Here is a 23230-nt window from a genome sequence, read left to right as displayed (position 1 = left end):
CCGGCACCGCTGCGGTGCGCTGCCGTATCCGGCGCCGGTTCGTTCATGCCCACCCTCCCGAACGGGCGCGGGTGCGGCGCAGCAGCCAGAAGAAGAACGGCCCGCCGATCAGCGAGGTGAGCATGCCCAGCGGGAGGTCGGCGTTGTCGACCAGCGAACGGGCCGCGACATCGGCGGTGAGTAGCACGACCGCGCCGGTGACGGCACTGACCGGGATGAGGGCGCGATGGCCGGGCCCGACGATCATGCGCACTACATGCGGGACGATCAGCCCGACGAACAGGATGATCCCGGTGAACGCGACCCCGGCGGTGGTCAGCACGGCGACGATCACGATCACCGTGCGCCGCAATCGTTCCACATCCACGCCGAGATGTCGGGCCGCCGATTCGCCGAGTGCCAGCAGGTCCAGCCGCGGGGCCACGAACACCGCCGCCGCGATCCCGGCCGCGGCGAGTATCGCGACCACCGCGACCGCGTCCCAGGTGGCGCCGTTGAGGCTGCCCAGTTGCCAGAACACGATCTGGTCGCGGGCGGCAGGGGAGGCGATGAACAGTAGGAAGGCGATGAGTCCACCGGCGAACGCGTTGACGGCGACACCCGTGAGAACCAGCGTCACCACTTCGGTGCGACCGCCCGACCGCGACAGCACATACACCAGCACGGTGGTGATCAACCCGGCGACGAACGCCGCAGCCGCCACCGACCAGGCGGCGACGAAGGCGCCGCCGAATACGATCACCGCGCCCGCACCGACCGCGGCCCCGGACGACACCCCGATCACGCCGGGTTCCGCGAGCGGGTTGGCGAAAACCCCCTGCAGCAGCGCACCGGCGGTGGCCAGGGCGGCGCCGACCAGGATCGCGAGCAATACTCGCGGGAACCGCACCTCCCACAGCGTGACCTCCCCGGCCGGATGAGCGGGCAGCGGCCCCCAGTCCAGGCCGATCCGGTGGGCGATACTGCCGGCCACCTCGGCGGGTCCGGTGGGGACCTGCCCGATGGCGGCCGAGGCGATGGCCAGTGCGATCAGTGCGAGAACGGCGACGGTGAATGCGAGCACCGCCCGGCGCCGCCGGTGGTGGCCGAGGTCCGGGGGGACAGCTTGTCGCGGTTTGTCCAGGTCTACGGTCATGCCGCTGCGCCCATTGCCACGCCCGGGAATTCCCCGGCGTTGCGGCTCGTAGCCGCCCGAATCGGCCGTCGGTGGCCGGCCCGGCCCACGAGTGCGGAGGGTGCCACTGCCGGTCCGGGCCCCGCTATCGTTCCGGCAATCGACCGGCCCCGACATTCCCGGCCGTGCGCGAGCCCCGTCCGGCTCTGCCTTGCCGCCGCAGAGTGCGAAGTGGTCGTGCTGCGAGTGATGACCGTGGTCGCAGGGGGCCGGCTCGTCACTGCGCGCGGAACCGGCGTGCTCATGCCGTCGGATGACCGTAGATCGCGTCGGACAGGGCGGTGATGACGCGGCCGGTGTTCGGACCGAAGGACAGCAGCACCGAATCCGACATATCGACGATCCGTTTGTTGCGTCCCGCGGGGGTCTGGGCGATACCGGGTATCTGCGCGATACCGTCCACTCCGCCGATCGATTTCATCCCGTCGGTCATGACCAGCAGCACATCGGGCGCCGCCGCGATCATCGCTTCGCTCGTGATCGCCGTGAAGGGTTCACTCACCCCGGATTCGGTTCCGGCGTCGCGGGCACCGAGGGCGTCGATGAGCGCGTCCGCGCCGGAACCGGGGCCGGCGAGCATTGTGATGGCGCTGGAGCGCAGGTACAGGAACGCGATCCGCAGCGGCGGATCCTGCGCGGGCACCGCGGCCGACGCGGCGGTGATCTCGTCCCGGGTACGCCGCGCGAGCTGCTGCCCGCGCTCGGGGACCCCCAGCGCGGCGGCGACGGCCTCGATCTGCGGAACGACCCCCTCCATGGTGCGTTCCGGGTCGAAGTACACGACCGTGACCCCGGTCGCGCGCAGTTGTTCCCGCACCGCGGGCGATGCGCTGGTGGTATCGGTGAGGAACACACTGGGCCGCAAGGCGAGAATCGACTCGACGTTCAACGCGCCGTTACCGCCGGTGACATTCGGCAGATCCGCTACGGCGGGAAACGACGCGGCGGTGCTGCGGCCCACCAGGTTGCTGCCGAGTCCGAGCGCATACACGATCTGGGCGAGGGTGCCGTACCGGTCGGCGGCCACAATCCGGCTCGCATCGGTGACGGTGACATCGGCGCCGTCGAAGGACCGGACCGTCGCGGGCAGGGCTGGATTCGGCGGCGGAGTGAGTGGTACCGGGTCCAGATTGTCCAGTACCGCCGTGGCAGGCCCCTGCTGTCCGGCCGCGCCGGACGTCTGGGTGCCGCCGCAAGCCGCGGTGAGGACCAGCAGGCCGGCGGCGATACCGGCCAGTACGGCGCGCACCCGTCGGGTACGGGCCGGCGGCCGGTTCGGGCAGTGCCGGTCCGGCTGCGGTGCAGACGGTTCGCTATGACGTTGCGTTCCCGCCTGCGGAACCGATTCGCCCCTGATGTCTCTGCCGCGCACGAGCGTGGACCCTCCGTGGTCACGTTTCGCTGCCGCCTCCGGACCCGACTCGCTCATGTAGGCAAGGCTAATCCGTGCCGCGGTGTGGTGATCGCCCGCGCCCCGGCTACGGGGTGGAGCTCACATCGTCGAGCGCGGCGGCGATCGCGCGCGGCAGTTCCAGTGTTTCGGCGGCCAGCACCCCGGTGAGCTGGCCCATATCGCGGGCACCGACGAACATGCTCGCCACCCCGGGCCGGTCGCGAACCCAGGCCAGCGCGACCGCCAGCGGTGAGGTCGCCAGGCCGTCGGCCGCCGTGACGAGGGCATCGACGACGGCGGTGGCTCGATCATCGTCGAGACGGCCGCGGATCTCGGCGGCAGTGGCTTCGTCGGCGGCCCGGGAATCCGCGGGCACACCGTCGCGGTATTTGCCGGTGAGTATCCCGGCGGCCAGGGGCGCGGTGGCGACGATTCCCGCGCCGTGGTGGGTGGCGGCCGGGACCATATCGTCCTCGGCGCCTCGGGTGAGCAGCGAATACGGCGCCTGCACGGCGGTGACGGGAGCCCGGGCGGCCAGGCTCGCCAGCTGCCAGGCGGTGAAACCGCGGACCCCGGCGTAGCGGACCCGGCCGGAACGTATCGCGTAGTGCAGCGTATCGGCGATCTCGTCGAGCGGTGTGGCGGTATCCCAGGCGGTGACCTGCCACAGGTCGAGGTGGTCGGTACCCAGTTCGAGCAGTGTGCGGTCGAGTTGGCGCAGCAGGGTGCGGCGCGAGCAGTCGACGGTGATCCGCGCCTGATCGGGCGTGGGCGGTTCGCTTCCGGCGGGGACGGCCGGTAGATAGGGCACCTGACCCGCGCCCGCGCACAGCACGAGCTCATCGCGGGACACCAGGTCGCCGAGGAGACCGGCGAGTATCCGCTGTGCGGCCCCGCCGCCGTAGGCGGGGGAGGTGTCGACGAGGGTGCCGCCGGCTTCGGTGAACGCGATCAGTTGCGCGGCGGCCGTCTCGGCGTCGGTACGGCTGCCCCAGGTGTGGGTCGCCAGCCCGATACGCGAGACCCGCAGCCCGCTGCGGCCGATGGTGCGTTGTTCCATCACCGGGTCTCCGGGCCCGGCGGACACAGCGCGGGTGCGTCCGGCCCGGCGGCCGTAGCGGGGCGTAACCGCGTGGGGCCCTCGCCGGCGCGCAGCAGACACAACAGGGTTCGACGTTTCCTCACGGCGCCCAGCCTAGAGCGTGACCAGCCGGTGACCGTTCGCGGCGAACGGTGGGCGCGGCGTGTCTCGCGCGCACGGATCGACAGGGGGTGTGCCCGGTCGCCGCGCGCGTCCGGTATCGGGCACTGTAGGGTCGCTGCGGTCGATCGCCGGGGATCGTGCAACGGCTGCGGTGCCGTCGAGAGTGAAGGAAGAGCGGGGTTTTCGGCGTGGTTCAGGAGGATGTGTGATCGGCGAGTCGATGACCTGGGTGCAGGCGCTGGTACTCGGTTTGGTGCAGGGATTGACGGAGTTCCTGCCGGTTTCGTCGTCGGGGCACCTGCGGATCGTGTCCTCGGTGTTCTTCGGTGAGGATGCGGGTGCGTCGTTCACCGCTGTCACCCAGCTCGGTACCGAGGCGGCGGTGCTGTTGTTCTTCGCCAAAGACATCTGGCGGATCGTGCGGGTGTGGTTCGCGACCGTATTCGAGAAGCTGAGCGCCCGGGAACGTGTGCCGCTCGCCGAACAGGTCACCACGAAGCTGCCGGTCGTCACCGGTTCCGGGCCGGTGGGTTACGACCCCGGAGCCGAGGCGCAGCGCGAACTCGACTACCGCATGGGCTGGTATGTGATCATCGCCACGATCCCGATCGGTCTGGTGGGCTTCGTCTTCAAGGACCAGATCCGCACAGGCGCACGCAACCTGTGGCTGGTGGCGATCATGTTGATCGTTTTCGCGCTGGTGATCGCGGCGGCCGAGTACTACGGCCGTAAGGAGCGTCCGATCGAGCAGCTCACCACCCGCGACGGCCTGGTGATGGGTTTCGCGCAGTGCCTCGCCTTGATTCCCGGCGTGTCCCGGTCCGGCGCCACTTCCAGCGCGGGCCTTTTTCTCGGTTTGAAACGCGAGGCGGCGGTGCGGTTCTCGTTCCTGCTGGCGATTCCCGCGGTCACCGCGTCGGGCCTGTTCAGCCTGCCGGACGCTTTCGAACCGGCCGGTGAGGGGTTGAACGCATCCGGGATGCAGCTACTGGTGGCCACCTTGGTTTCGTTCGCGGTCGGGTACGCGTCGATCGCGTGGCTGCTGCGGTTCGTGGAACGGCATTCGTTCTATTGGTTCGTCGGATACCGGATCGTGCTGGGGTTCGTGATCATCGGTCTGCTCGCCGGCGGAGTCGTGTCGGCGACGTGAGCCGGTCGGGCCCGGGAGGAGACGTGGCGGTGCCGGGCGGGTTCATCGGGCCTCGCCGCGCTGTGACCGCCGTTAGGCTGGCAGCATGACGGTCATCCTGTTGCGACACGGCCTGTCGACGTCCAATACCGGAGGGACTCTCGCCGGGCGCAGCCCCGGAGTGGAGCTCACCGACCGCGGCGGCGAACAGGCGCGAGGGGTCGCGGCGCGGCTCGCGAGCCTGCCGATCACCCGGATCGTGACCTCCCCGATGCTGCGTTGTCAGCGCACGGTATCGCCGCTGGCCGCCGGTCTGGAACTGGAACCGGTGGTCGACGACCGGCTCGCGGAGGTCGATTACGGCGAGTGGACCGGCCGCGCGATCAAAGACCTACTGGCCGAACCGCTGTGGCAGGTGGTGCAGCGGCACGCGTCGGCCGCGGTGTTCCCCGGCGGGGAAGGGCTGGCGCAGGTGCAGGCCCGGGCGGTATCGGCGATCCGGGAACACGATCGGGCCCTGGCGGAGTTGCACGACGGGGATCGGCTGTGGGTGGCCTGCACCCACGGTGATGTCATCAAGGCGGTGCTCGCCGATGCGCTGGGAATCCATCTCGACGGATTCCAGCGGATCATGGTCGAACCCGCCTCGCTCAGCGTTATCCGCTACACCCGGACCGCGCCGTTCGTCACCCGGATGAACGACACCGGTTCCGACCTTTCCGGTCTGGCGCCGGCAACCGCCCCCGAATCCGGGGCTTCGGGCCCGGTCCCCGGCGGGGAGATCGGCGCGGGAAGGAAAGACGGATAATGGGTATGCCCGATACCGGCGGATGCGCCACCTCTCGGCGGCGTCGGGCGACTCGGCGTGTGCGCCGGGAAACGGCGCGGCGGAGCACCGCAGCCGAACAGGGTCACGTATCAGGAGGTGCATGTGTCACGAGCAATCCATGTTTTCCGCACCCCCGAACGTTTCGTCGCCGGAACTGTCGGTGAGCCGGGCGATCGCGCGTTCTACCTGCAGGCGGTGGAGGAACTCCGGGTGGTGAGCGTGCTGCTGGAGAAGCAGCAGGTCAAGGTCCTGGCCGACCGGATGGGTCTGCTGCTGGACGAGGTGGCGCGCCGGTTCGGGGCCGAGGTGCCGCCGCAGGCCGAGCAGGTCAGCGACAACGACCCGCTGGTGACCCCGATCGACGCCGAGTTCCGGGTCGGCACGATGGGGCTGGGCTGGGACGCCGACGCGGGGGCCGTGGTGGTCGAGCTGCTGGCGATCACCGAAACGGAGGTGGACGAATCGGTGGTCCTCGACGACACCGAGGAGGGACCCGACGCGGTGCGGGTCTTCCTCACCCCGGACCAGGCGCGGGAGTTCGCCTTGCGGTCCACCCGGGTGATCGCCGCCGGGCGTCCGCCGTGCCCGCTGTGCGGGGAGCCGCTGTCGGCGCGCGGGCATATGTGTGTGCGCACCAACGGGTACAAGCGCGGTGAACTGTTCGGCGCGAACGATCTGGAGGAATGAGCGTGCCGGAGGCCGGGGACGCGCTGTCCGCCGGTGAACTGACGGTACTGGGCCGGGTGGGTGTCGCCAGTAACGTGACCCTGGTGTGCGACCTCGCAACCGGCGACAGTGCCGTACGTGTGGTGTACAAACCGGTGCGCGGGGAACAGCCGCTGTGGGATTTCCCCGACGGCACCCTGGCCGGCCGGGAGGTGGCGTCGTATCTGATCTGCACCGCGCTGGGCTGGCCGGTGATACCGGAGACGGTGCTGCGGGACGGACCGTACGGTCCGGGCATGGTGCAGCGCTGGATCAGCACCCGCGAGCCCGCCGCGGCCGGCGGCACCCGCTTGGATCTGGTCGATCTGTGCCCACCCGGACTGGTCCCCGACGGCTATCGGGAGATCCTGCGGGCCTATGACGGCGCCGGTGACGAGGTCTCGCTGGTTCACGCCGATGATCCGCGGTTACAGCGGATGGCGGTGCTGGACGTGCTGTTGAACAACGCCGACCGTAAGGGCGGGCACGCGCTGGCGGGACTGGACGGCGAGGTGTACGGCGTCGATCACGGGATCTGCCTGCACCAGGAGAACAAGCTGCGCACCGTGCTGTGGGGATGGGCCGGTGAACCCGTTCCGGCGGATCTGCTCGCCGATATCGCCGCCTTCACCGACGTGCTGCCGGGGGAGCTCGCCGACCGGCTGGCCGAGCATCTGACCGATCCCGAGATCGATGCCGTGCTGCGTCGCGCCAAACGGTTGCTCGACGATCCGGTGATGCCGCTGCCGGTCACCTCCCGCCCCATTCCGTGGCCCGCGTTCTGACCGGTCACCGGCGGTTCATCCGACGATTCGTTCGCGGCGCGGACAATACTTGCCTTCCCCGTTCCGCGGGTCCGGTGCAGGTCCGCGAGGCGCGGTATTCCGGGGCCGGGGCCGGGACGGCGGGGTGGGCGGCGCCCGGCCGTTACCGACCTCTACTCTCGACGGTATGCAGTCCTGGTCCGATACCCCGATTCCCGCGGTCCCCGGAGCAGGGCCACCGTTACGTTTGCACGACACCGCCGACCGCGGAATCCGGCCGGTGGCCCCGGGCGCGACAGCCACCATGTACGTCTGCGGTATCACCCCCTACGACGCCACGCATCTCGGCCACGCCGCCACCTACCTCACCTTCGATCTGGTGAACCGGGTGCTTCGCGACAACGGGCACGACGTGCACTACGTGCAGAACGTCACCGATGTCGACGATCCGCTGTTCGAGCGCGCGGCCCGCGACGGTGTGGACTGGCGGGATCTGGGCACCGGTGAGATCGAACTGTTCCGCGCGGATATGGCCGCGCTGCGGGTGCTGCCGCCGCGCGATTACGTGGGGGCGATCGAATCGGTGGACGAGGTGATCGAACTGGTGCGCAAGCTGCTGGCCGCCGGTGCCGCCTACACCGTCGAGGACGACGAGTTCCCGGATGTCTATTTCCGTACCGATGCCACCGAACAGTTCGGGTACGAATCGGGTTACGACCGTGAGACGATGGCGCGGCTGTTCGCCGAACGCGGCGGCGACCCGGACCGCCCCGGTAAACGCGATCCGCTCGACGCGCTGTTGTGGCGGGCCGAACGGCCCGGCGAACCGTCGTGGCCGTCGCCGTTCGGTCCCGGCCGTCCCGGCTGGCATATCGAATGTGCCGCGATCGCCGTGAACCGGCTCGGCACCGAATTCGATATCCAGGGCGGTGGCAGCGATCTGATCTATCCCCATCACGAGTATTCCGCGGCGCACGGGGAGGCGCTGGCGGCCGGTCGCCGGTTCGCCCGTCATTATGTGCACACCGGGATGATCGGCCTGGACGGGGAGAAGATGTCGAAGTCCAAGGGCAACCTGGTGCTGGTGTCGAAGCTGCGGGCAGCCGGAGCGGATCCCGGCGCGATCCGGCTGGGTTTGTTCGCCGGTCACTACCGCGCCGACCGGATGTGGACCGACGCGGTGCTGACCGAGGCGCAGGCGCGGCTGGACCGCTGGCGGCAGGCGGTGACGGCCCCGGCTGCTCCCGCAGCCGCCGATACCGTTGCCCGGCTGCGTACCCATCTGGCCGACGATCTCGATACCCCGCGGGCGCTGGCCGCGGTCGACGCCTGGGTTCGCGACACCCTCGATTACGGCGGGACCGATACCGGCGCGGGTACGGAGATCGCCACCGCGGTCGACGCGCTGCTGGGTGTGCAATTGCGCTGACCGGTCCGCTGCGCCGGCCGGGGAACGCGCGGAACCGGCGAATCCGCACACCGCCGCGGCGTCCGGAAGCGTGGCGAGGTACCGGCACTGCGCCCGGTCCGATTCGTTCACGCTGGTTCGGGCGGAGGGCTTACCGTCGCCTGCACGGTCTGTGAACCCTCATAACCTCCGGCCGCCGCGATCCGGCGATACGGTACTGTTCGATGCTCGAGATCCCCTGTTCCCCGAGCAGAACGGCGCCGTATGTCTCGTATCGTCAGTAAGGACAACTATTTCGACACCGGCCTGGAGGTGCTGTCCGACCTCGGGTTCCGGAATCTCAATATCGGCGTGTTGTGCCGGCGGCTGGGGGTGACCAGCGGTTCCTTCTACCACCATTTCGGCAGCTGGCAGTCGTATGTGGATGCGCTGCTGGAACATTGGGAGAACCGGCAGGTGGTGATCCTGCGTTCGCTGCGGTTCGATCCGTCCACCCCCGATTCGGCGATCGGGACGCTGTCGGATCTGACCCTGGGCCTGCACCATCGGGCAGAGGCGGCGATCCGGGCGTGGGCGGCGAACGACGAATCGGTGGCGGTGGCGCTCAAACGGGTCGACGAATCCCGTCGGCGCACCGTGTTCCGGACGATCTCCGGTGTGGTCGGTGACGCGGAGATCGCCGCGGTGGACACCGAATTGGGGATGGCGATGCTGATCGGGTATCAGCAGATGATCGCGTCCGGGCAGGATGTGCGCCTGGAACTGTTGCTCGGTGAGTACGCCCGTCTGGTCTACTCCCACCGGCGGCCCACCGCACCGGCCTGATCCGGGCCGAGCGGATACGAATCGCGGCGGCAGTTGCCGACCCGGAGTTCAACCGTCCGTTCCGGCATCCGGTCCGGGATCCGGGCGGCCGGGTTACTTCAGGACGAGCAAGGCGGCACGTTCGAGCCGGTCGGCGATATCGGCATAGGACTCGTACCCCATCCCGGCGCGGACCAGCGCTCCCGCATACAGCAGTTCGAGCGATTCCACAGTTTCGGGGTCGGCTTCCGGTTCCAGCGCGCGGGTGAGCCGATGGCGGATCTCCACTCCGATCCGGGTGCGCAGATGCTGGACGTCGGGGTCGCGACCCAGCAGTGCGCTGGTCACCGCGCCCGACAGTTCCTGTTCGTCGGCCACCAGCAACGCGATACCGCGCAGTTCGGCCAGCACGCGCACCGTGGGGTCGGCGTCTTCGCTGACCGGTGTTTGCGACGATCGCAACCGCCGCCAGAAGATCTCCGCGACCAGATGTTCCTTCGAGGAGAAGTAGGTGTAGGCGGTGGCGGTGCCCACGCCGGCGGCGCCGGCCACCATCCGGATGGTGAGTCCCGCGAAACCTTCCCGCGACAGCACTTCCATCGCCGCCCTGGTGAGCTTGTCGACAGTGTCCGCCTGCTTCCCGCTCAGCCGGCGCCGGGTGGCCTCGAGAATTCTGGAATCGCCTTCGGACATGTGTCTAGATAGTAGTGTCGGTGCGGTACCGGATCAACCGACTCCCCGGCCACGGCGGCGAGTAGTGTCGGTCACCGCCCCGTGCCGGACACGATCTGCCGAAGAGAGACCACCTGCGATGACTGCCCCAGCCCCCACCGCACCGCTGACCGACGAGCAGCTGTTCGACCATGCCCGCCGCGCCACCGGATTCATGCCGGAGGACGAAGGCCGGGCCCTGCACGCCGCCGCGGTGCAGTACTGCCACGGCGGAGTGATCACCGAAATCGGCACGTACTGCGGTAAATCCGCGATACTGCTGGGCGCCGCCGCTCGTGCGAAACACGGCGTGGTTTTCACCATCGACCACCACCACGGCTCCGAAGAGCACCAGCCCGGCTGGGAATATCACGACACCTCATTGGTCGACCCGGTCACCGGGCGCTTCGACACCCTGCCCCGATTCCGGCACACCGTCGACTCCGCGGGACTCAGCGATACCGTGATCGCGATCGTCGGCGCTTCGGCGCGCGTTGCGGAAACCTGGCGCACTCCGATCGAGTTCCTGTTCATCGACGGCGGCCATACCGAGGAAGCCGCCGACCGCGACTACCGCGGCTGGGCGAAATGGGTCGTCCCCGGCGGCGGCCTGGCCATCCACGATGTGTTCCCCGACCCGGCCGACGGCGGACAAGCGCCCTACGGTATCTACCGCCGCGCCCTCGACAGCGGCGAATTCCGTGAGGTCTCGGCCACCAACTCGCTCCGCATCCTCGAACGGGTCACCCCGTCCCCCGAAGTACCGGCCGGCTGACAGCGGAAGCCGCCGCGGACGCCAGAGCATGATCCGGTGACCGTGGGCGATCGCCGTGATATCGCAGCGCCGTACGCGGATATCCGCGGTGAGCCGGCCGATGTGCCGAGGCGATGTAGAGCGCAGCAGGCCCCGGCAGCCACCGTCACCCGGATCAGTCCAGGCAGAACTCGTTGCCCTCCGGGTCGGTCATCACGATGAAACCGGCTTCCATCGGCGGCTTCGGCTCGAACCGCTGCACCCGGGTCGCGCCCAGCGCGACCAGACGCTCGCATTCCGCCTCGAGCGCCGCCATCCGCTCGTCGCCCTGTAATCCCGGTGCCGCGCGGATATCGAGGTGCACCCGGTTCTTGGCGACCTTGTCCTCCGGTACCTGCTGGAAGAACACCCGCGGACCCCGGCCGTCCGGGTCTTCGATGGCCGATCGGGTATTGCGCTGTTCGGGCGGTACCCCTATCCCGGCGAGGAACTCGTCCCACGCGGCCAGCGGATCGGCTCCTTCGGGCAACCGGACTCCCGGCGGGCCGGGATGGACGTAGCCCAGGACGTCGCGCCAGAAGGTCGACAGGGCCCGCGGATCGTGGGCGTCGAAGGTGAACTGGATATCGCGGCTCATCGTGTTTCTCCGTTCGTGGCGGCGTGTGTGTGCAGGTAGAGGTCGCGCAGCAGGCAGACCTCGGACAGATGGTGGATCAGTTCCCGGTGAATATGTAGCACCAGATCGGCCATGGGGGCGTCCGCGTAGGGCTCTTTCGGGCCGACCGGTACGGCCAGCGCGGCGGTCCCCAGGTCTCGCACCCCGTCCAGCCAGATTCTCAGCTGGGATTCGAGCTGCTCGAATGCTGTTCTCGCGTCGCCGGCGTACGCCCAGGATTCGTAGGAGGCGGCGGGTGCGCCGAAATGTGCCGCGTTTCGCGCGGCGAGCACGCCGACGATGACATGCCCGAGTCGCCACGCGATGGTGGTGAACGGTGCGGGGTCCGGTGGCGGAAAGCCGTAGTCGATGGTGAATTCGCCGGTGCCGGCCTGAATCGGCGCGGACGAGGTGCCGCGGGGGCGCACGCTCCAGGTTTCCGGCACCGGCGACCAGAAGTACTCGTCATCGGTCAGGTCCTGGAGCCGGCCGCGAAGCTGATGCTTCCAGTGGAACTCGAACTGCTCACGCAGGGCTCGATTCCAGTCGAGTGTGTCGGTGTCCATAACGCCACTCTGGCATCCATGGCGGACAGGAACGGTCCGCTATTTCTGGAAAACTGGCGATATGGCAGATGGTGACGAGCGCAGTACGACCGAGCGGGTTCTCGCTTTGCTCGGCCTGTTGCAGCAGCGCCGGGTGTGGACCGGCCCCGAACTCGCCGGCCGGTTACGGGTCACCGCGCGGACGATCCGGCGCGATATCGAGCGGCTGCGTGCGCTCGGTTACCCCGTCTACGCCGGCCAGGGCGTCGGCGGCGGGTATCGGCTCGGCCCGGGAAAAGAACTGCCGCCGCTGCTGCTCGACGACGAGGAGGCAATCGCCACCGCTGTCTCGCTGCTGGTGGGGGCGGGTGGGGAGAGCACCGGTGATGCCGCGTTGCGGGCGCTGACCAAAATCGACCGGGTGTTGCCCACCCGGTTGCGACAGGAGGTACGCACCCTGGCCGCCTCGGTGGAATCCTTCGGCGCCGGCCGCCCACCGGTCGACGCCGAGGCTCTGATGACGCTCGCCCGAACCTGCCGCGACGAGGTCGAGGCCGGTTTCGACTATCCCGGCGTGGACGGGCGGCAACGCCGGCGGGTCGAACCCTATCGCCTGGTGGCCTCGGACCGGCGCTGGTATCTGCTGGCCTACGATCTCGACCGCGACGACTGGCGCACGTTCCGCGTCGACCGGATGACGGCGGTAGCCGCCCGTACCTGGCGTTTCCGCCCGCGGCCTGCCCCCGCCGCCGCCCCGTACGTACAGGAGGGCGTGGCGAGCCGGGCCTACCCGCACAGCGCGCGGTTCCTCGTCCACGCACCGGCCGAGACCGTCCGCGAACAGGTCCCGGCGGCCGCGGCCGTCATCCGGCCACGCGGCAGCGACCGGTGCGAGCTGCTCAGCGGCGCCGGCGATCTCGATCGTGTACTCGCACACGTACTGTTGCTGGGACACGAGTTCGAGGTGCTCGACCCGCCGGAACTGGCAGCTCGCTGCCGGACGCTCGCGCAGCGACTCGTCCGGGCCGGCGTGCCGGCTGCACCGCAACCGGACCCGGACCGGTAATCGGTTCCGGCAGTGCCGTTATCGGTGCGTCGATGGATTTTCGCCGGCATGCCCATTGGTCCGGCGCGATCTCGTCCGACCCCGCGGTGGTCGGTGCGCGAACGCCGAATCGACGGCACCGAAGCTGCGTTTTCGGCGGCGGTCGGCGCTCACTCGGCGCGGTAGTCGGGCGGGCGATCCGTCGCGTACCTCCGTGCCCAGGTGTAGTCGGGTTTTCCACTGGGGGAGCGGGTTACTGTCCCGGTGACCCAGATAGCGCGTGGCACTTTGTAACCGGCGAGATGATCGCGGACATGGGCCTGCAGGCCGGGCAGGTCCAGGACTCCGCCCGCGCCGGCCGACAGGCTCACCACCGCGGCCACCTGCTGACCCCAGCGCGGATGGTCGATCCCGATCACGGTCGCGTCGTAGACGGCGGGATGGGCCTTCACCACGCCCTCCACCTCTTCGGCGAATACCTTCTCCCCGCCGGTGTTGATGACCATATTGCCGCGGCCGATCAGGCTTATCGTGCCGTCGTCCTCCAGGATCGCGCGGTCGTCGGTGATCACGATCCGTTTCCCGTCGACAGTTTTGAACAGTTTCGCGGTCTTGGCCTCGTCCTTGTAATAGCCCAGCGGTACCGCCCCGGTTTTCGCCAGCCAGCCCTGGTCGCCGGGTTGGACGGGGCGGCCGTCGTCGTCGACGACCACCGCGCCGCGGCCGATCGAGACCCGCGGTTTGCGGGATGGGTCGGCGTCGCGTTGCGCAAAACCTATTCCGCCGAAACCGGTTTCGGAGGAGCCGATGGAATCGGAGACGAACAGGTTCGGGATCAGGTCCAGCAGATCGTTCTTCGTGGCCTGGGTGAGCAGAGCCGCGCCGGAGGCGATCATGAACAGTCCGGTGGTGTCGACCGGTGCGGCGCGGTAGGCGTCGATCAGCGGCCGGGCCATGGCATCGCCGGTGATCACCATGACCCCGGGGTGTTCGGCGGCCACCGTCTGCCAGACGGCGGCCGGATCGAAGCGGGGTTCGAAGATCACGCAGTTCCCGGACCACAGCGCGATGAACGTGGGCATCATCGCCGCCAGATGCATCAGCGGCGGCAGGATCAGCCAGGTGGAGGGTTCACCGGCCGCGCCGGTACGGGACTGCTGGTATTCGTCGGTGACGGGCTCGTTGCTGTAGAAGTCGATTCCGCCGCCGAGGACCCGCCACATATCCTCCTGCCGCCACAGCACGCCCTTGGGCATCCCGGTGGTGCCGCCGGTGTACATGATGAACCGGTCGTCGGCGGTCCGGGTGACGTCGGGGCGGGTCGCGGGCGCGGCGGCGGTGACCTCGGCGAGGCAGTCCACGCCCGCATCGGCCGCGGTCCGGTCGTCCGCGGCGCACAGCAGGTATTTCAACCTCGGCGATCGTTGCGCCGCCGCGCGCACCGTGTCCCCGTAGCAGGCGTGGTAGACCAGGTGTTCGAGGTCGGCGTTGTCGTAGAGGTAGGCGAGTTCCTCCGGCCCGTACCGGAAGTTGATGTTCACCGGGGCCGCCGCCAGTTTGAAGCAGGCGATCAGCGTTTGCATCGTATCGATGCTGTTGTGCATCTGGAACCCGACATGGGTTCCGCGTCCGACGCCCACCGACGCGAGATGGTGGGCCAGCCGGTTGGCCTGCTCGTCCAGTTCGCGGTAGGTGATGCGCCGGCCCTGCTCGATCAGCGCGATCCGGTCGGGCATGGCGTCGACGGAGTGTTCGAACAGGTCGGCGAAGTTATTTGCCATATCAATCCTGCGGTGCCGGCGGAACCTCCCGGGGCCGGGAGGGTCAGAGAACGGTGAGGGGGAGCGGTATTCCGCGATCGGTGAAGCGGAAGTCGACGCCGGTGCTGAACCGGGTGATCGCCACTTCCGAGAACTCGTCGAACGGTTCGGGGGCCGCGGTGATCTCGGCGGTCCAGCCGCCGGGGCCGTGATCGGTGACCCGGGCCTGGAAGTGCGGGTTCACGCCCCGCACCAGGGAATCCAGTGGCCCGAGATGATCGGGGTCGATCATCGACGGCCACGCGCGGTCGGTGAGTGCGCCGCTGGCGCCGGGGAACCGGATCCGCACGTTATCGCTGCCGGGCTCGACTTCGACGTCGGTGTAGTGCAGCGGGTTCAGCGCCGGGTGGATACGCACGACCTGCGCGAGCGCGTCCATATCGTCGCCGAGCCCGAGGCAGGCGCGGATTCGTTCGGAGGCGACCCCGGCGATCCCGGTGAACTGTTTACGCCCGATTTCCAGCGCGGAATCGTCGTCGGTGCGTTCGTGGACGGCGATCATGAAACCGAGTACCAGCAGATGCTGCTGCAGGCACACCTCCTCGGCGATGCGCACGAGTGCGGAATGGGAGAAATCCGGGAACCGCAGATCGCTGAGCAGCGGTCCGCTGTAGTCCCCGCGGCCCTCGCCGGTGGGGTCGATCGCGGCGAGCGGCAGCCGGGCGGCGACCGATTCGGCGACCAGCGGCGCATTGCGCGGAACCTCCGGCGGGGTATGCGATTCGTCGATGATCACCGTCCACGCGCACACCGGGTGCCGGTCGGCGGGGACGCGCGGCGGGCGGTGGATCGGCCGGACCTGGGCGTATTTGTTGGTCGCCAGTGCCGTGGCATCGAAGGTGGGGTCCTCGATATCGTGGCACATCGCCTTCACATACGGCTCGCCCATGGGCTCCACATCGGCGAGTGCGCCGCAGTGGTCGAGCCAGAACTCGCCGTGGCGGGAATCGTCGACCCGGAACCGGAAATCCATGAACTGCGGTGGTGCCCCGATATCGAGCTGCAGGCCCTTGAAGATGGTGACGATATCGTCGCCGGTGTACCCGAGGGCCTGCTGCATCCGGCGGGTATAGACCGGGCTGGACAGCTGCCATTCCTCGATCGCGACTTCGGCCATCCCCTCCCGGCCGAAGGCGGAGATACAGTGCGCCATCCCGGATCGGTCGATGAGCTGCCCGCACAACAGCAGTTCGGGCACCAGAGCCGCCAGCGCCTCCCGGCTCAGTGCGTGGAACCTGCTGGTGGGTACGGTCATCGGGGTCACCACAGGGATGCCGGCGCCGTGCCGATCTTGTACCAGCCGGGCAGTCGCGAGGCGGTGGCTTTCGCGATTCGCTGGTTCATCGGCTCCGACATCGCCTTGTTCGTCATCATCTCCAGGAACAGCGCCGAGACATTTCCGTAGTCGAAGAAATCGCGCTGCCACGACCATTGGTAGTCGCCGCCGTACCGGAACCAGCTGCCGCCGATCCCGTTCACCGTGTACAGGCTGCCGTCCTCCCGGGGCGTGGTGGTGTACTGCTGCTTCCAGAATCCGATGCAATCACCGCTGCGCTCGTCGATGACGAACTGCTGGTACGGGTATTCCCAGCCCTGCAGACCCTCCATCTCCTGGCCGAGGGCCAACTCGCGGATCTCGTCGCGGCCCACCGCCATGAACTCGTCCTTGGGGCCGTAGTTCCAGCCGTAGGTAGCGTCGGCGGTGTACATCTCGGCCAGCGGCTTCCAGTCACCCAGCTTCTCGCATCGCTCGTTCTCGGCGATCCAGCGGCGCACCATCTCGTCGAGTTCGGCGCGATCGAAACCTGTCATCGGTGTTGTTCCCTTTCGAAAAGAAACTGTCGGGCTGTGAATCGGTCGGTTCCCGTGCTCGTCGGGCGTATGCGAGGACTTCGCGCCCCGACGCGGCGTTCAGTCCGGGGCGGCGGCGATCAGCAAGGCTTGGGTCGGGCAGTACCGCACGGCGTTCTCGACATCGGCCTGGTGTTCCGGGCCGGGGTTCGGGTCGAGGATTTCCACCTGGCCGCGTTTGGGTACGGCGAAGATGCCGGGCGCCTCGGCGGCGCAGACGGCGTGCCCCTGGCACAGGTCCATATCGGCCACGATCTTCATGGTGTGCGCTCCCTCGGCGTCGGCTGTTCCGAGAACGAGTTCTTCCCGGTTCGCGAGGGGCGAAGCCATTGGGAAGACAGGTAGCTGGACATGTGTCTGGACGCTACCATCGGTAACTGCGTCCGACAACGATTCAGCGATCTTCCCAGAACTCGAGGTGGCTTCGAGGTGATTTGCGGATGTCGTCACCGCCATGGGCCGGCCGGCTGGTTACCGGCCCGACGAGAACACGTTCTTGCGTGGCGGAGAGTGTCCGAATTATATTCCGTACACCTGTCCAGACACTTTCGCCGGACCGTTGCGGCGCCGAAGGAGCAGCATGACCGATCCCACGACCCAGCCCGCGGCGAACGACCCCGCCTCGCAGCCCACGGTGCGGGAGCGGGGGCTGGCCAAGATGGCGGAAGTCTACGGATGGGAATTCCAGGACGGCCCCGGTGACCATTTCGCCGTCACCGCCGACCACCTGTTCGCCGATATCTGGTCCCGGCCCGGCCTGTCGCTGCGCGACCGGCGGCTGCTGCTGCTCGGCGCGCTCACCGCGCAGGGCCTGTTCGATGTCGCCGGTATCCAGGTCGGCGCCGCGCTGAAGAACGGCGAGCTCGACGACACCGCGCTGCGCGAAATCTCCCTGTTCCTGTGCCACTACGTGGGCTGGCCCGCCGGTACCTCCCTCGATCATGTGATCGGCGCCCAACTCGATCAGCACGCGAAAGCCGCGAAGAAAGCCGCTCGCAACGGTCAGTGACCACAAACATGCGGGCCGGGGACGCGGGTAGCCCACGTAGCCCACGCCGGGCTACCGCCCGTGCTCGACAGGTACAGCCAACCCTCCGCCGGGACGCCGCCGCGGCCCGAACCACCACCACGACAGACAAGGCTCAGGTATGCGCTTCGGCATCGTTCTGTTCACCAGTGATCGCGGGATCGCTCCCGCCGCCGCCGCCCGCGCGGCCGAGGACAACGGCTTCTCCTCGTTCTACGTCCCCGAACACACCCATATCCCGGTGAAGCGCGAGGCCGCACACCCGCAGACGGGGGACGCCACGCTGCCCGACGACCGCTACATGCGCACCCTCGACCCATGGGTGTCGCTCGCCATGGCGGCCGCCGTCACCGAACGGATCGAACTCGCCACCGCGGTCGCACTGCCGGTCGAACACGACCCCATCACCCTCGCCAAGACCATCGCCTCACTCGACCACCTGTCCGGTGGCCGGGTCACTCTGGGGGCCGGTTTCGGCTGGAACACCGACGAGCTGGCCGATCACGGAATCCCGGGGAAGAAGCGCCGAACGGCCCTGCGTGAATACCTGGCGGCCATGCGTGCCCTGTGGCGTGAGGACGAGGCGGCCTACGACGGTGACTTCGTGAAATTCGGGCCGAGCTGGGCATGGCCGAAACCGGTCGACCGCACGGTTCCCGTGCTGATCGGCGCGGCGGGCACCGAACGCACCTGCGCGTGGATCGCCGCCCACGCCGACGGCTGGATCACCACCCCGGGCGAAAACGATATCTCCGGCAGCCTGGCGACCCTGAAGAAGGCATGGGCCGACGCCGGCCGAGAGGGCGCCCCGCGAGTGGTGGCACTCGACTTCAAACCCGATGCCGACCGGCTCGCCGCCTGGGCCGCCGACGGGGTGACCGATGTGCTGTACGGGCTGCCGGACAAGCCGGAACCGGAGGTGCGTGCCTACCTCGAACGGCTGGCTGGCAAACTGCGGGACATGAATTCGATCACTCGTGAGGTCAGCTAGCCGTGCGAATCGCCTTGTTGTCCTACCGCAGCAAGCCTCATTGCGGTGGGCAGGGGGTGTATGTGCGCCGGCTCAGCGCCGGATTGGCCGAACTCGGCCACCAGGTGGAGGTCTTCTCCGGCCAGCCCTATCCGGCCGACCTCGACCCGCGCGTGACCCTGACCGAGGTGCCCAGCCTGGACCTCTACCGTGAGGACGATCCCTTCCGCACGCCGCGCCCCAGCGAGATCCGGGACCGGATCGACGTGCTGGAACTGGCCACCATGTGGACCGCCGGGTTCCCCGAACCCCGCACCTTCAGCCTGCGCGCGGCCCGGATCCTGCGCGACCGGGTCCAGGATTTCGATATCGTCCACGACAACCAGTGCCTGGGCAGCGGGCTGCTCGATATCGCGCGGCGGCTGCCGCTGGTCGCGACCGTGCACCACCCGATCACCAAGGACCGCGAGGTCGATCTGGCGGCCGCGATCTGGCGGCGCAAACCGCTGGTCCGCCGCTGGTACGGGTTCCTCGGAATGCAGCAGCGCATCGCCCGGCAGATCCCCGATCTGCTCACCGTGTCCTCGTCGTCGGCGAGCGATATCGCCGACGATTTCGGGGTCGACCCGGCGCAGTTGAAAGTGGTCCCCCTGGGTGTGGACACCGAATTGTTCGCACCGCGCGGGCCGCGGGTACCCGGCCGGATCGTCGCGGTCGCCAGCGCCGACAAACCCCTCAAAGGCATCACCCATCTGCTGCAGGCCCTCACCCGGCTGCGGGTCACCCATAAGGTGGAACTGCAGCTGGTCGCGAAACTGGAACCGAACGGGCCGACCGAGAAACAGATCGCCGAACTCGGGCTCTCCGATATCGTCACCGTCCGTCCCGGGCTGACCGATACCGAACTCGCCGAACTGCTCGCCTCGGCCGAGATCGCGTGCATCCCCTCCCTGTACGAGGGCTTCTCGCTGCCGGCGGTGGAAGCGATGGCTTCGGGAACTCCGCTCGTGGTCAGCCGCACCGGCGCCCTGCCGGAAGTCGTCGGTGAACCCGGCGTCTGCGCCGAACTCACCGAACCCGGCGACTCGGCCGCCCTGGTCCGGGTGATCGGCCGCCTGCTCGACTCCCCGCAGATCCGGCAGCGGATGCAGGCCGCCGGCCGCGACCGCGCCGTCTCCGTGTTCAGCTGGGAGTCGGTGGCCGCGCAGACCGTGCAGGTGTACCAGAACGCGATCGACCGGTATGCCGGCCGGGTCGCAGGCGACCGGGGAACCGGCGCATCCGCCCAGCTCACCACCGCAGGAGGCGCCTCGTGCTGACCGTCGACTTCGACCGCGCCGGGATCGGGCCCGCAACCCGGGTCATCGATGTGGGCTGCGGCGCCGGCCGCCATTCGTTCGAGGCTTACCGGCGCGGCGCCGATGTGGTCGCCTTCGACCAGGACGCCCCCGAACTCGCGAATGTCGCCACCATGTTCGAGGCCATGGCGCAGGAAGGGGAGGCCCCGGCCGGCGCAAAGGCCGAAACGGTCGAGGGGGACGCCCTCGACCTGCCCTACGGGGCGGGCGAATTCGACGTCGTGATCGCCTCCGAAATACTCGAGCACGTTCCCGCCGACGATGCTGCCATCGCCGAACTCGTGCGTGTGCTGCGCCCGGGCGGGCAACTGGTGGTCACCGTCCCGCGCTGGCTGCCCGAGCGGGTGTGCTGGGCGCTGTCGGACGAATACCACGCCAACGAGGGCGGGCATATCCGCATCTACAAGGCCGACGAGTTGCGTGACAAGATCACCGCCCGCGGGTTGCGGCATACCCACCGCACCCATGTGCACGCCCTGCATTCGCCGTACTGGTGGATCAAATGCGCGGTCGGCGTCGACAAACCCGACCATCCGCTGGTGCGTGCCTATCATCGGATGCTGGTGTGGGACATGATGAAACAGCCGCTGCTCACCCGGACCGCCGAGAAAGCACTCGATCCGCTGATCGGCAAAAGCGTGGCCCTGTACTTCAGCAAACCGGCGGTGACCAGTGCCGCCGGTTGACCTACCGTCGGTACCCTCGGTTCTCACTCGCCGCCAGTGTCTGCAGACCGCGCAATCCATCGCCGCCGACCAGGAACCCTCCGGCGCCATCCCGTGGTTCGCCGGCGGCCACACCGACCCGTGGGACCACGTCGAATCCGCGATGGCGCTCACCGTCGCCGGACTGCGCGACGAAGCCGTCGCCGCCTACACCTGGTCGGCCCGCACCCAGCGGCCCGACGGGTCGTGGCCGATGCAGTTCCGTGACGGCGAAGTCGAGAACGCCGCCACCGACGTCAACTTCTGCGCCTATATCGCCACCGGACTCTGGCACTACCTCGCCGGCACCGGTGACACCGCCTTCGCGTCGGAGATGTGGCCGGTGGTCCGCGCGGCCATCGACCTCGTCGTCGACTGCCAGGGCGAGCAGGGCCAGATCTACTGGCTGCGCGACGGGACCGCTGTCCTGCCTGAAGCACTGGTCACCGGATCGGCCAGTATGTACCACAGTCTCGGTGCCGCACTGGAATTGGCGCGGCACCTCGGTGACCCGCACCCCGAGTGGGAACTGGCCCGCACCCGGCTCGGCACCGCGCTGCGCGAACACCCGGAGCTGTTCACCGCGAAGGACCGGTACTCGATGGACTGGTACTACCCGGTGCTCGGCGGTGCGTTACGAGGTGCCGCCGGGCGGGCGCGGATCGCCGAACGCTGGGATACGTTCGTGGTCGGCAATATCGGTATCCGCTGTGTCTCGGACCGCCCGTGGGTCACCGGCGCCGAAACCTGCGAACTGGTGCTGGCCCTGGACGCCCTCGGCGACCGCGATCGCGCCAACCAGCTGTTCGCGAATATGCAGCATCTTCGCGAAAGTGACGGCTCGTACTGGACCGGCCTGGTCTACGCCGACGGGAAACGCTGGCCGGTGGAACGCACCACCTGGACCGGCGCCGCGATGATCCTCGCCGCGGACGCCCTCTCTCGCACCACACCCGGTAACGGCATCTTCCGCGACCTCGCCGCCGATGCCGTGCCCGCCCGGCCGGTACCGGTACGGGTCAGCAGCGGGTAACCCTGCGGGCGCGTTCGGGTTCGACCGCGCACAAGGTTCGGTGCCTGGATCCGGCGTTCGTCGACGCGGTCCACGCCGCCTTCCCTCGCGGCCGTGCCGGCACACCCGACGATCCGGCCCGGCTCATCGAATGGCTGGTTTCCGACGACGGCCGCTGGGTGGTGGGTCAGGTCATCGATTCCGAAGGCGGCTTCCGTCGATCCCGGTTCTGACCCACCACTACGGTCAGAGTTCGGCGAGCTGTGAGGTCGCCGGCGCGATGCTGTCGATCCACGCCGCCGGTGACCCACCGGGCGGCATCACGATGGCGGTGTGCACGCCGAGTTCGGCGTAGCCGGCCATCTGGCGAACGAAATCGTCGAGCGCGGCCGGATCCGGGCTACCGGCGAGCACGGTTTTGCGGATCCGGTCGTAATCGGTACCGGCGTCGTCGCAGTGCCGGCGCAGAACATCGAGCTTGTGCGCAACCTCTTCCGTACTGGAAGCGAACAGGTTGCAGGCATCGCCGTAGCGGGCGACCAGCCGCAGCGTCCGCTTCTCGCCACCCCCGCCGATGAGCACTTTCGGCCGGTGCAGCGGCTGCGGTGCGCACAGGGTTTCGGCCAGGTGGTAATACTTGCCCTCGAAGGGGCCGTCGTTGCCGGGATCCCACATCTGCGCGCAGATCCGCAGCGTCTCCTCCAGCCGGTCGAACCGTTCGCCGACCGGCGGGTACGGCACACCCAGACCGTGATGTTCGCGTTCGAACCAGGCAGCGCCGATTCCGAGTGCCGCGCGGCCCCCGGACAAGACGTCCAGCGTGGTGACGATCTTGGCGAGCAGGCCGGGATGCCGGTAGGTCACGCCGGTCACCAGCAGGCCGAGTTCGATGGTCGAGGTGTGCGCGGCCATGAATCCCAGACTGGTGTAGCCCTCCAGCATATTCGCTTCGGCGGGCAGCCCGGTGGGTTCGATCTGGAAGAAATGGTCCATGAACGACAACCAGGTCCCGCCGGCCGCCTCCGCTGCCGCGCCTACCCGCGCGAGTTCCCCGGCAATGGCGGCGGTGCCGCCGTCGATCTCGAAAATCGGTACATGGAATCCGAGTTCCATACTCATCCCCTTGTGATGGTGGGTGATCGGGTCGATCACACGCTACGACCTGGAGAGCGCTCCAGGTCAAGGGTGAAGGGGAAGTGTCCCGATCCGAATACCGGCCGTCGAGTTTCCGGTTCCCACCGCACCGCCTCGGCGGTGCTCGGTCAGGTGTGCGAATCAACTCGGGAACGGACAGTTATCGAGGTCCGCCCTGGCCTGTGGGGCCGCTCGGTGACAGCGCAACGACGGCTGGTCCCGCCACAGCGGGTA

General features: G+C 68.6%; 25 protein-coding genes. 13 read left to right on the top strand and 12 right to left on the bottom strand.

All coding sequences use genetic code 11. The annotated features are described in order from the left end of the window. Positions 1-43: 43 nt before the first annotated feature. The 4 genes from IU448_RS02955 to IU448_RS29340 all read right to left on the bottom strand — a co-directional run bounded on the left by IU448_RS02955 (position 44) and on the right by IU448_RS29340 (position 3752). Positions 44-1135 carry a FecCD family ABC transporter permease gene (locus IU448_RS02955; RefSeq protein ID WP_195053925.1) on the bottom strand — a complete coding sequence of 364 codons (1092 nt, stop codon included), beginning with the start codon at positions 1133-1135 and terminating at the stop codon, positions 44-46. A 280-nt stretch (positions 1136-1415) separates the two neighbouring features. Beyond that, the gene (locus IU448_RS02950) at positions 1416-2603 is read right to left on the bottom strand and encodes a heme/hemin ABC transporter substrate-binding protein (RefSeq protein WP_195053924.1); all 1188 of its coding nucleotides are present in this window, start codon (positions 2601-2603) and stop codon (positions 1416-1418) included. Positions 2604-2652: 49 nt separating this feature from the next. Next, on the bottom strand, positions 2653-3627 hold the full coding sequence (locus IU448_RS02945) for an aldo/keto reductase (RefSeq protein ID WP_195053923.1): 975 nt from the start codon (positions 3625-3627) through the stop codon (positions 2653-2655). Beyond that, positions 3627-3752: a hypothetical protein gene (locus IU448_RS29340; RefSeq protein ID WP_267466988.1), complete on the bottom strand. Its 126-nt coding sequence runs from the start codon at positions 3750-3752 to the stop codon at positions 3627-3629. The genes IU448_RS02945 and IU448_RS29340 overlap by 1 nt, the downstream gene beginning before the upstream one ends. Positions 3753-3979: 227 nt before the next feature. On the opposite strand from IU448_RS29340, the gene IU448_RS02940 reads away from it, so the two are divergent. The 6 genes from IU448_RS02940 to IU448_RS02915 all read left to right on the top strand — a co-directional run bounded on the left by IU448_RS02940 (position 3980) and on the right by IU448_RS02915 (position 9431). Then, positions 3980-4921, top strand: a complete 942-nt coding sequence (locus tag IU448_RS02940; protein WP_280457276.1) for an undecaprenyl-diphosphate phosphatase — start codon at positions 3980-3982, stop codon at positions 4919-4921. An 85-nt stretch (positions 4922-5006) separates the two neighbouring features. Then, positions 5007-5708, top strand: a complete 702-nt coding sequence (locus IU448_RS02935; protein WP_195053922.1) for a histidine phosphatase family protein — start codon at positions 5007-5009, stop codon at positions 5706-5708. A 123-nt stretch (positions 5709-5831) separates the two neighbouring features. Continuing rightward, positions 5832-6416, top strand: a complete 585-nt coding sequence (locus tag IU448_RS02930; RefSeq protein WP_195053921.1) for a DUF3090 domain-containing protein — start codon at positions 5832-5834, stop codon at positions 6414-6416. After that, positions 6413-7219 (top strand): SCO1664 family protein, encoded by an 807-nt coding sequence (locus IU448_RS02925; protein ID WP_195053920.1) that lies wholly within the window; start codon positions 6413-6415, stop codon positions 7217-7219. Before IU448_RS02930 ends, IU448_RS02925 begins: the two co-directional genes overlap by 4 nt. Before the next feature lie 166 nt (positions 7220-7385). After that, entirely contained in the window at positions 7386-8627 is a 1242-nt protein-coding gene (gene mshC / locus IU448_RS02920) for a cysteine--1-D-myo-inosityl 2-amino-2-deoxy-alpha-D-glucopyranoside ligase (RefSeq protein ID WP_195053919.1), read from the top strand. Positions 8628-8870: 243 nt separating this feature from the next. Then, positions 8871-9431: a TetR/AcrR family transcriptional regulator gene (locus IU448_RS02915; RefSeq protein ID WP_195053918.1), complete on the top strand. Its 561-nt coding sequence runs from the start codon at positions 8871-8873 to the stop codon at positions 9429-9431. 93 nt (positions 9432-9524) lie between these two features. On the opposite strand, the gene IU448_RS02910 is transcribed toward IU448_RS02915, so the two are convergent. Next, positions 9525-10103: a TetR/AcrR family transcriptional regulator gene (locus IU448_RS02910; RefSeq protein ID WP_195053917.1), complete on the bottom strand. Its 579-nt coding sequence runs from the start codon at positions 10101-10103 to the stop codon at positions 9525-9527. A gap of 118 nt (positions 10104-10221) precedes the next feature. Between IU448_RS02910 and IU448_RS02905 the strand changes: the two genes are divergently transcribed. After that, positions 10222-10896: a class I SAM-dependent methyltransferase gene (locus IU448_RS02905; protein ID WP_195053916.1), complete on the top strand. Its 675-nt coding sequence runs from the start codon at positions 10222-10224 to the stop codon at positions 10894-10896. A gap of 154 nt (positions 10897-11050) precedes the next feature. Here the strand turns inward: IU448_RS02905 and IU448_RS02900 are convergent, their stop codons facing one another. Together IU448_RS02900 and IU448_RS02895 are read right to left on the bottom strand one after the other, a co-directional pair. Further along, positions 11051-11512, bottom strand: coding sequence for a VOC family protein (locus IU448_RS02900; RefSeq protein ID WP_195053915.1), 462 nt, complete (start codon positions 11510-11512; stop codon positions 11051-11053). Further along, positions 11509-12096 carry a DinB family protein gene (locus IU448_RS02895; protein ID WP_195053914.1) on the bottom strand — a complete coding sequence of 196 codons (588 nt, stop codon included), beginning with the start codon at positions 12094-12096 and terminating at the stop codon, positions 11509-11511. The genes IU448_RS02900 and IU448_RS02895 overlap by 4 nt, the downstream gene beginning before the upstream one ends. Before the next feature lie 61 nt (positions 12097-12157). Between IU448_RS02895 and IU448_RS02890 the strand changes: the two genes are divergently transcribed. After that, a complete protein-coding gene (locus IU448_RS02890; protein WP_195053913.1) occupies positions 12158-13141 on the top strand; it encodes a helix-turn-helix transcriptional regulator in 984 nt (327 codons plus the stop codon). A 149-nt stretch (positions 13142-13290) separates the two neighbouring features. Here the strand turns inward: IU448_RS02890 and IU448_RS02885 are convergent, their stop codons facing one another. From IU448_RS02885 to IU448_RS02870, 4 genes are all read right to left on the bottom strand, one after another. Further along, entirely contained in the window at positions 13291-14901 is a 1611-nt protein-coding gene (locus IU448_RS02885; protein ID WP_195053912.1) for an acyl-CoA synthetase, read from the bottom strand. 43 nt (positions 14902-14944) lie between these two features. Further along, positions 14945-16195 carry a hypothetical protein gene (locus IU448_RS02880; RefSeq protein WP_195053911.1) on the bottom strand — a complete coding sequence of 417 codons (1251 nt, stop codon included), beginning with the start codon at positions 16193-16195 and terminating at the stop codon, positions 14945-14947. Positions 16196-16200: 5 nt separating this feature from the next. Continuing rightward, complete coding sequence (locus IU448_RS02875; protein ID WP_195053910.1) at positions 16201-16752, bottom strand: nuclear transport factor 2 family protein; 552 nt, start codon at positions 16750-16752, stop codon at positions 16201-16203. Between the two features lie 99 nt (positions 16753-16851). Continuing rightward, entirely contained in the window at positions 16852-17052 is a 201-nt protein-coding gene (locus IU448_RS02870; RefSeq protein WP_195054990.1) for a ferredoxin, read from the bottom strand. Between the two features lie 319 nt (positions 17053-17371). Here IU448_RS02870 and IU448_RS02865 point away from each other — a divergent pair, with 319 nt between their 5' ends. From IU448_RS02865 to IU448_RS02845, 5 genes are all read left to right on the top strand, one after another. Beyond that, positions 17372-17800 (top strand): carboxymuconolactone decarboxylase family protein, encoded by a 429-nt coding sequence (locus tag IU448_RS02865; protein ID WP_195053909.1) that lies wholly within the window; start codon positions 17372-17374, stop codon positions 17798-17800. 139 nt (positions 17801-17939) lie between these two features. Then, positions 17940-18809 carry an LLM class F420-dependent oxidoreductase gene (locus IU448_RS02860; protein ID WP_195053908.1) on the top strand — a complete coding sequence of 290 codons (870 nt, stop codon included), beginning with the start codon at positions 17940-17942 and terminating at the stop codon, positions 18807-18809. A gap of 2 nt (positions 18810-18811) precedes the next feature. Then, entirely contained in the window at positions 18812-20107 is a 1296-nt protein-coding gene (locus IU448_RS02855; protein WP_195053907.1) for a glycosyltransferase family 4 protein, read from the top strand. Further along, positions 20101-20832, top strand: a complete 732-nt coding sequence (locus IU448_RS02850) for a class I SAM-dependent methyltransferase (RefSeq protein ID WP_195053906.1) — start codon at positions 20101-20103, stop codon at positions 20830-20832. Before IU448_RS02855 ends, IU448_RS02850 begins: the two co-directional genes overlap by 7 nt. Beyond that, entirely contained in the window at positions 20819-21883 is a 1065-nt protein-coding gene (locus IU448_RS02845; RefSeq protein ID WP_195053905.1) for a prenyltransferase, read from the top strand. The genes IU448_RS02850 and IU448_RS02845 overlap by 14 nt, the downstream gene beginning before the upstream one ends. Before the next feature lie 225 nt (positions 21884-22108). Here IU448_RS02845 and IU448_RS02840 read toward each other — a convergent pair whose 3' ends face one another. Beyond that, the gene (locus tag IU448_RS02840) at positions 22109-22975 is read right to left on the bottom strand and encodes an LLM class F420-dependent oxidoreductase (protein WP_195054989.1); all 867 of its coding nucleotides are present in this window, start codon (positions 22973-22975) and stop codon (positions 22109-22111) included. Positions 22976-23230 lie beyond the last annotated feature (255 nt).

The organism is Nocardia flavorosea (assembly GCF_015477805.1).
Classification (GTDB): Bacteria; Actinomycetota; Actinomycetes; order Mycobacteriales; family Mycobacteriaceae; genus Nocardia; species Nocardia flavorosea_A.
Note: the sequence above shows the minus strand (reverse complement) of the source record. Positions and strands in the feature narration are given on the sequence as shown.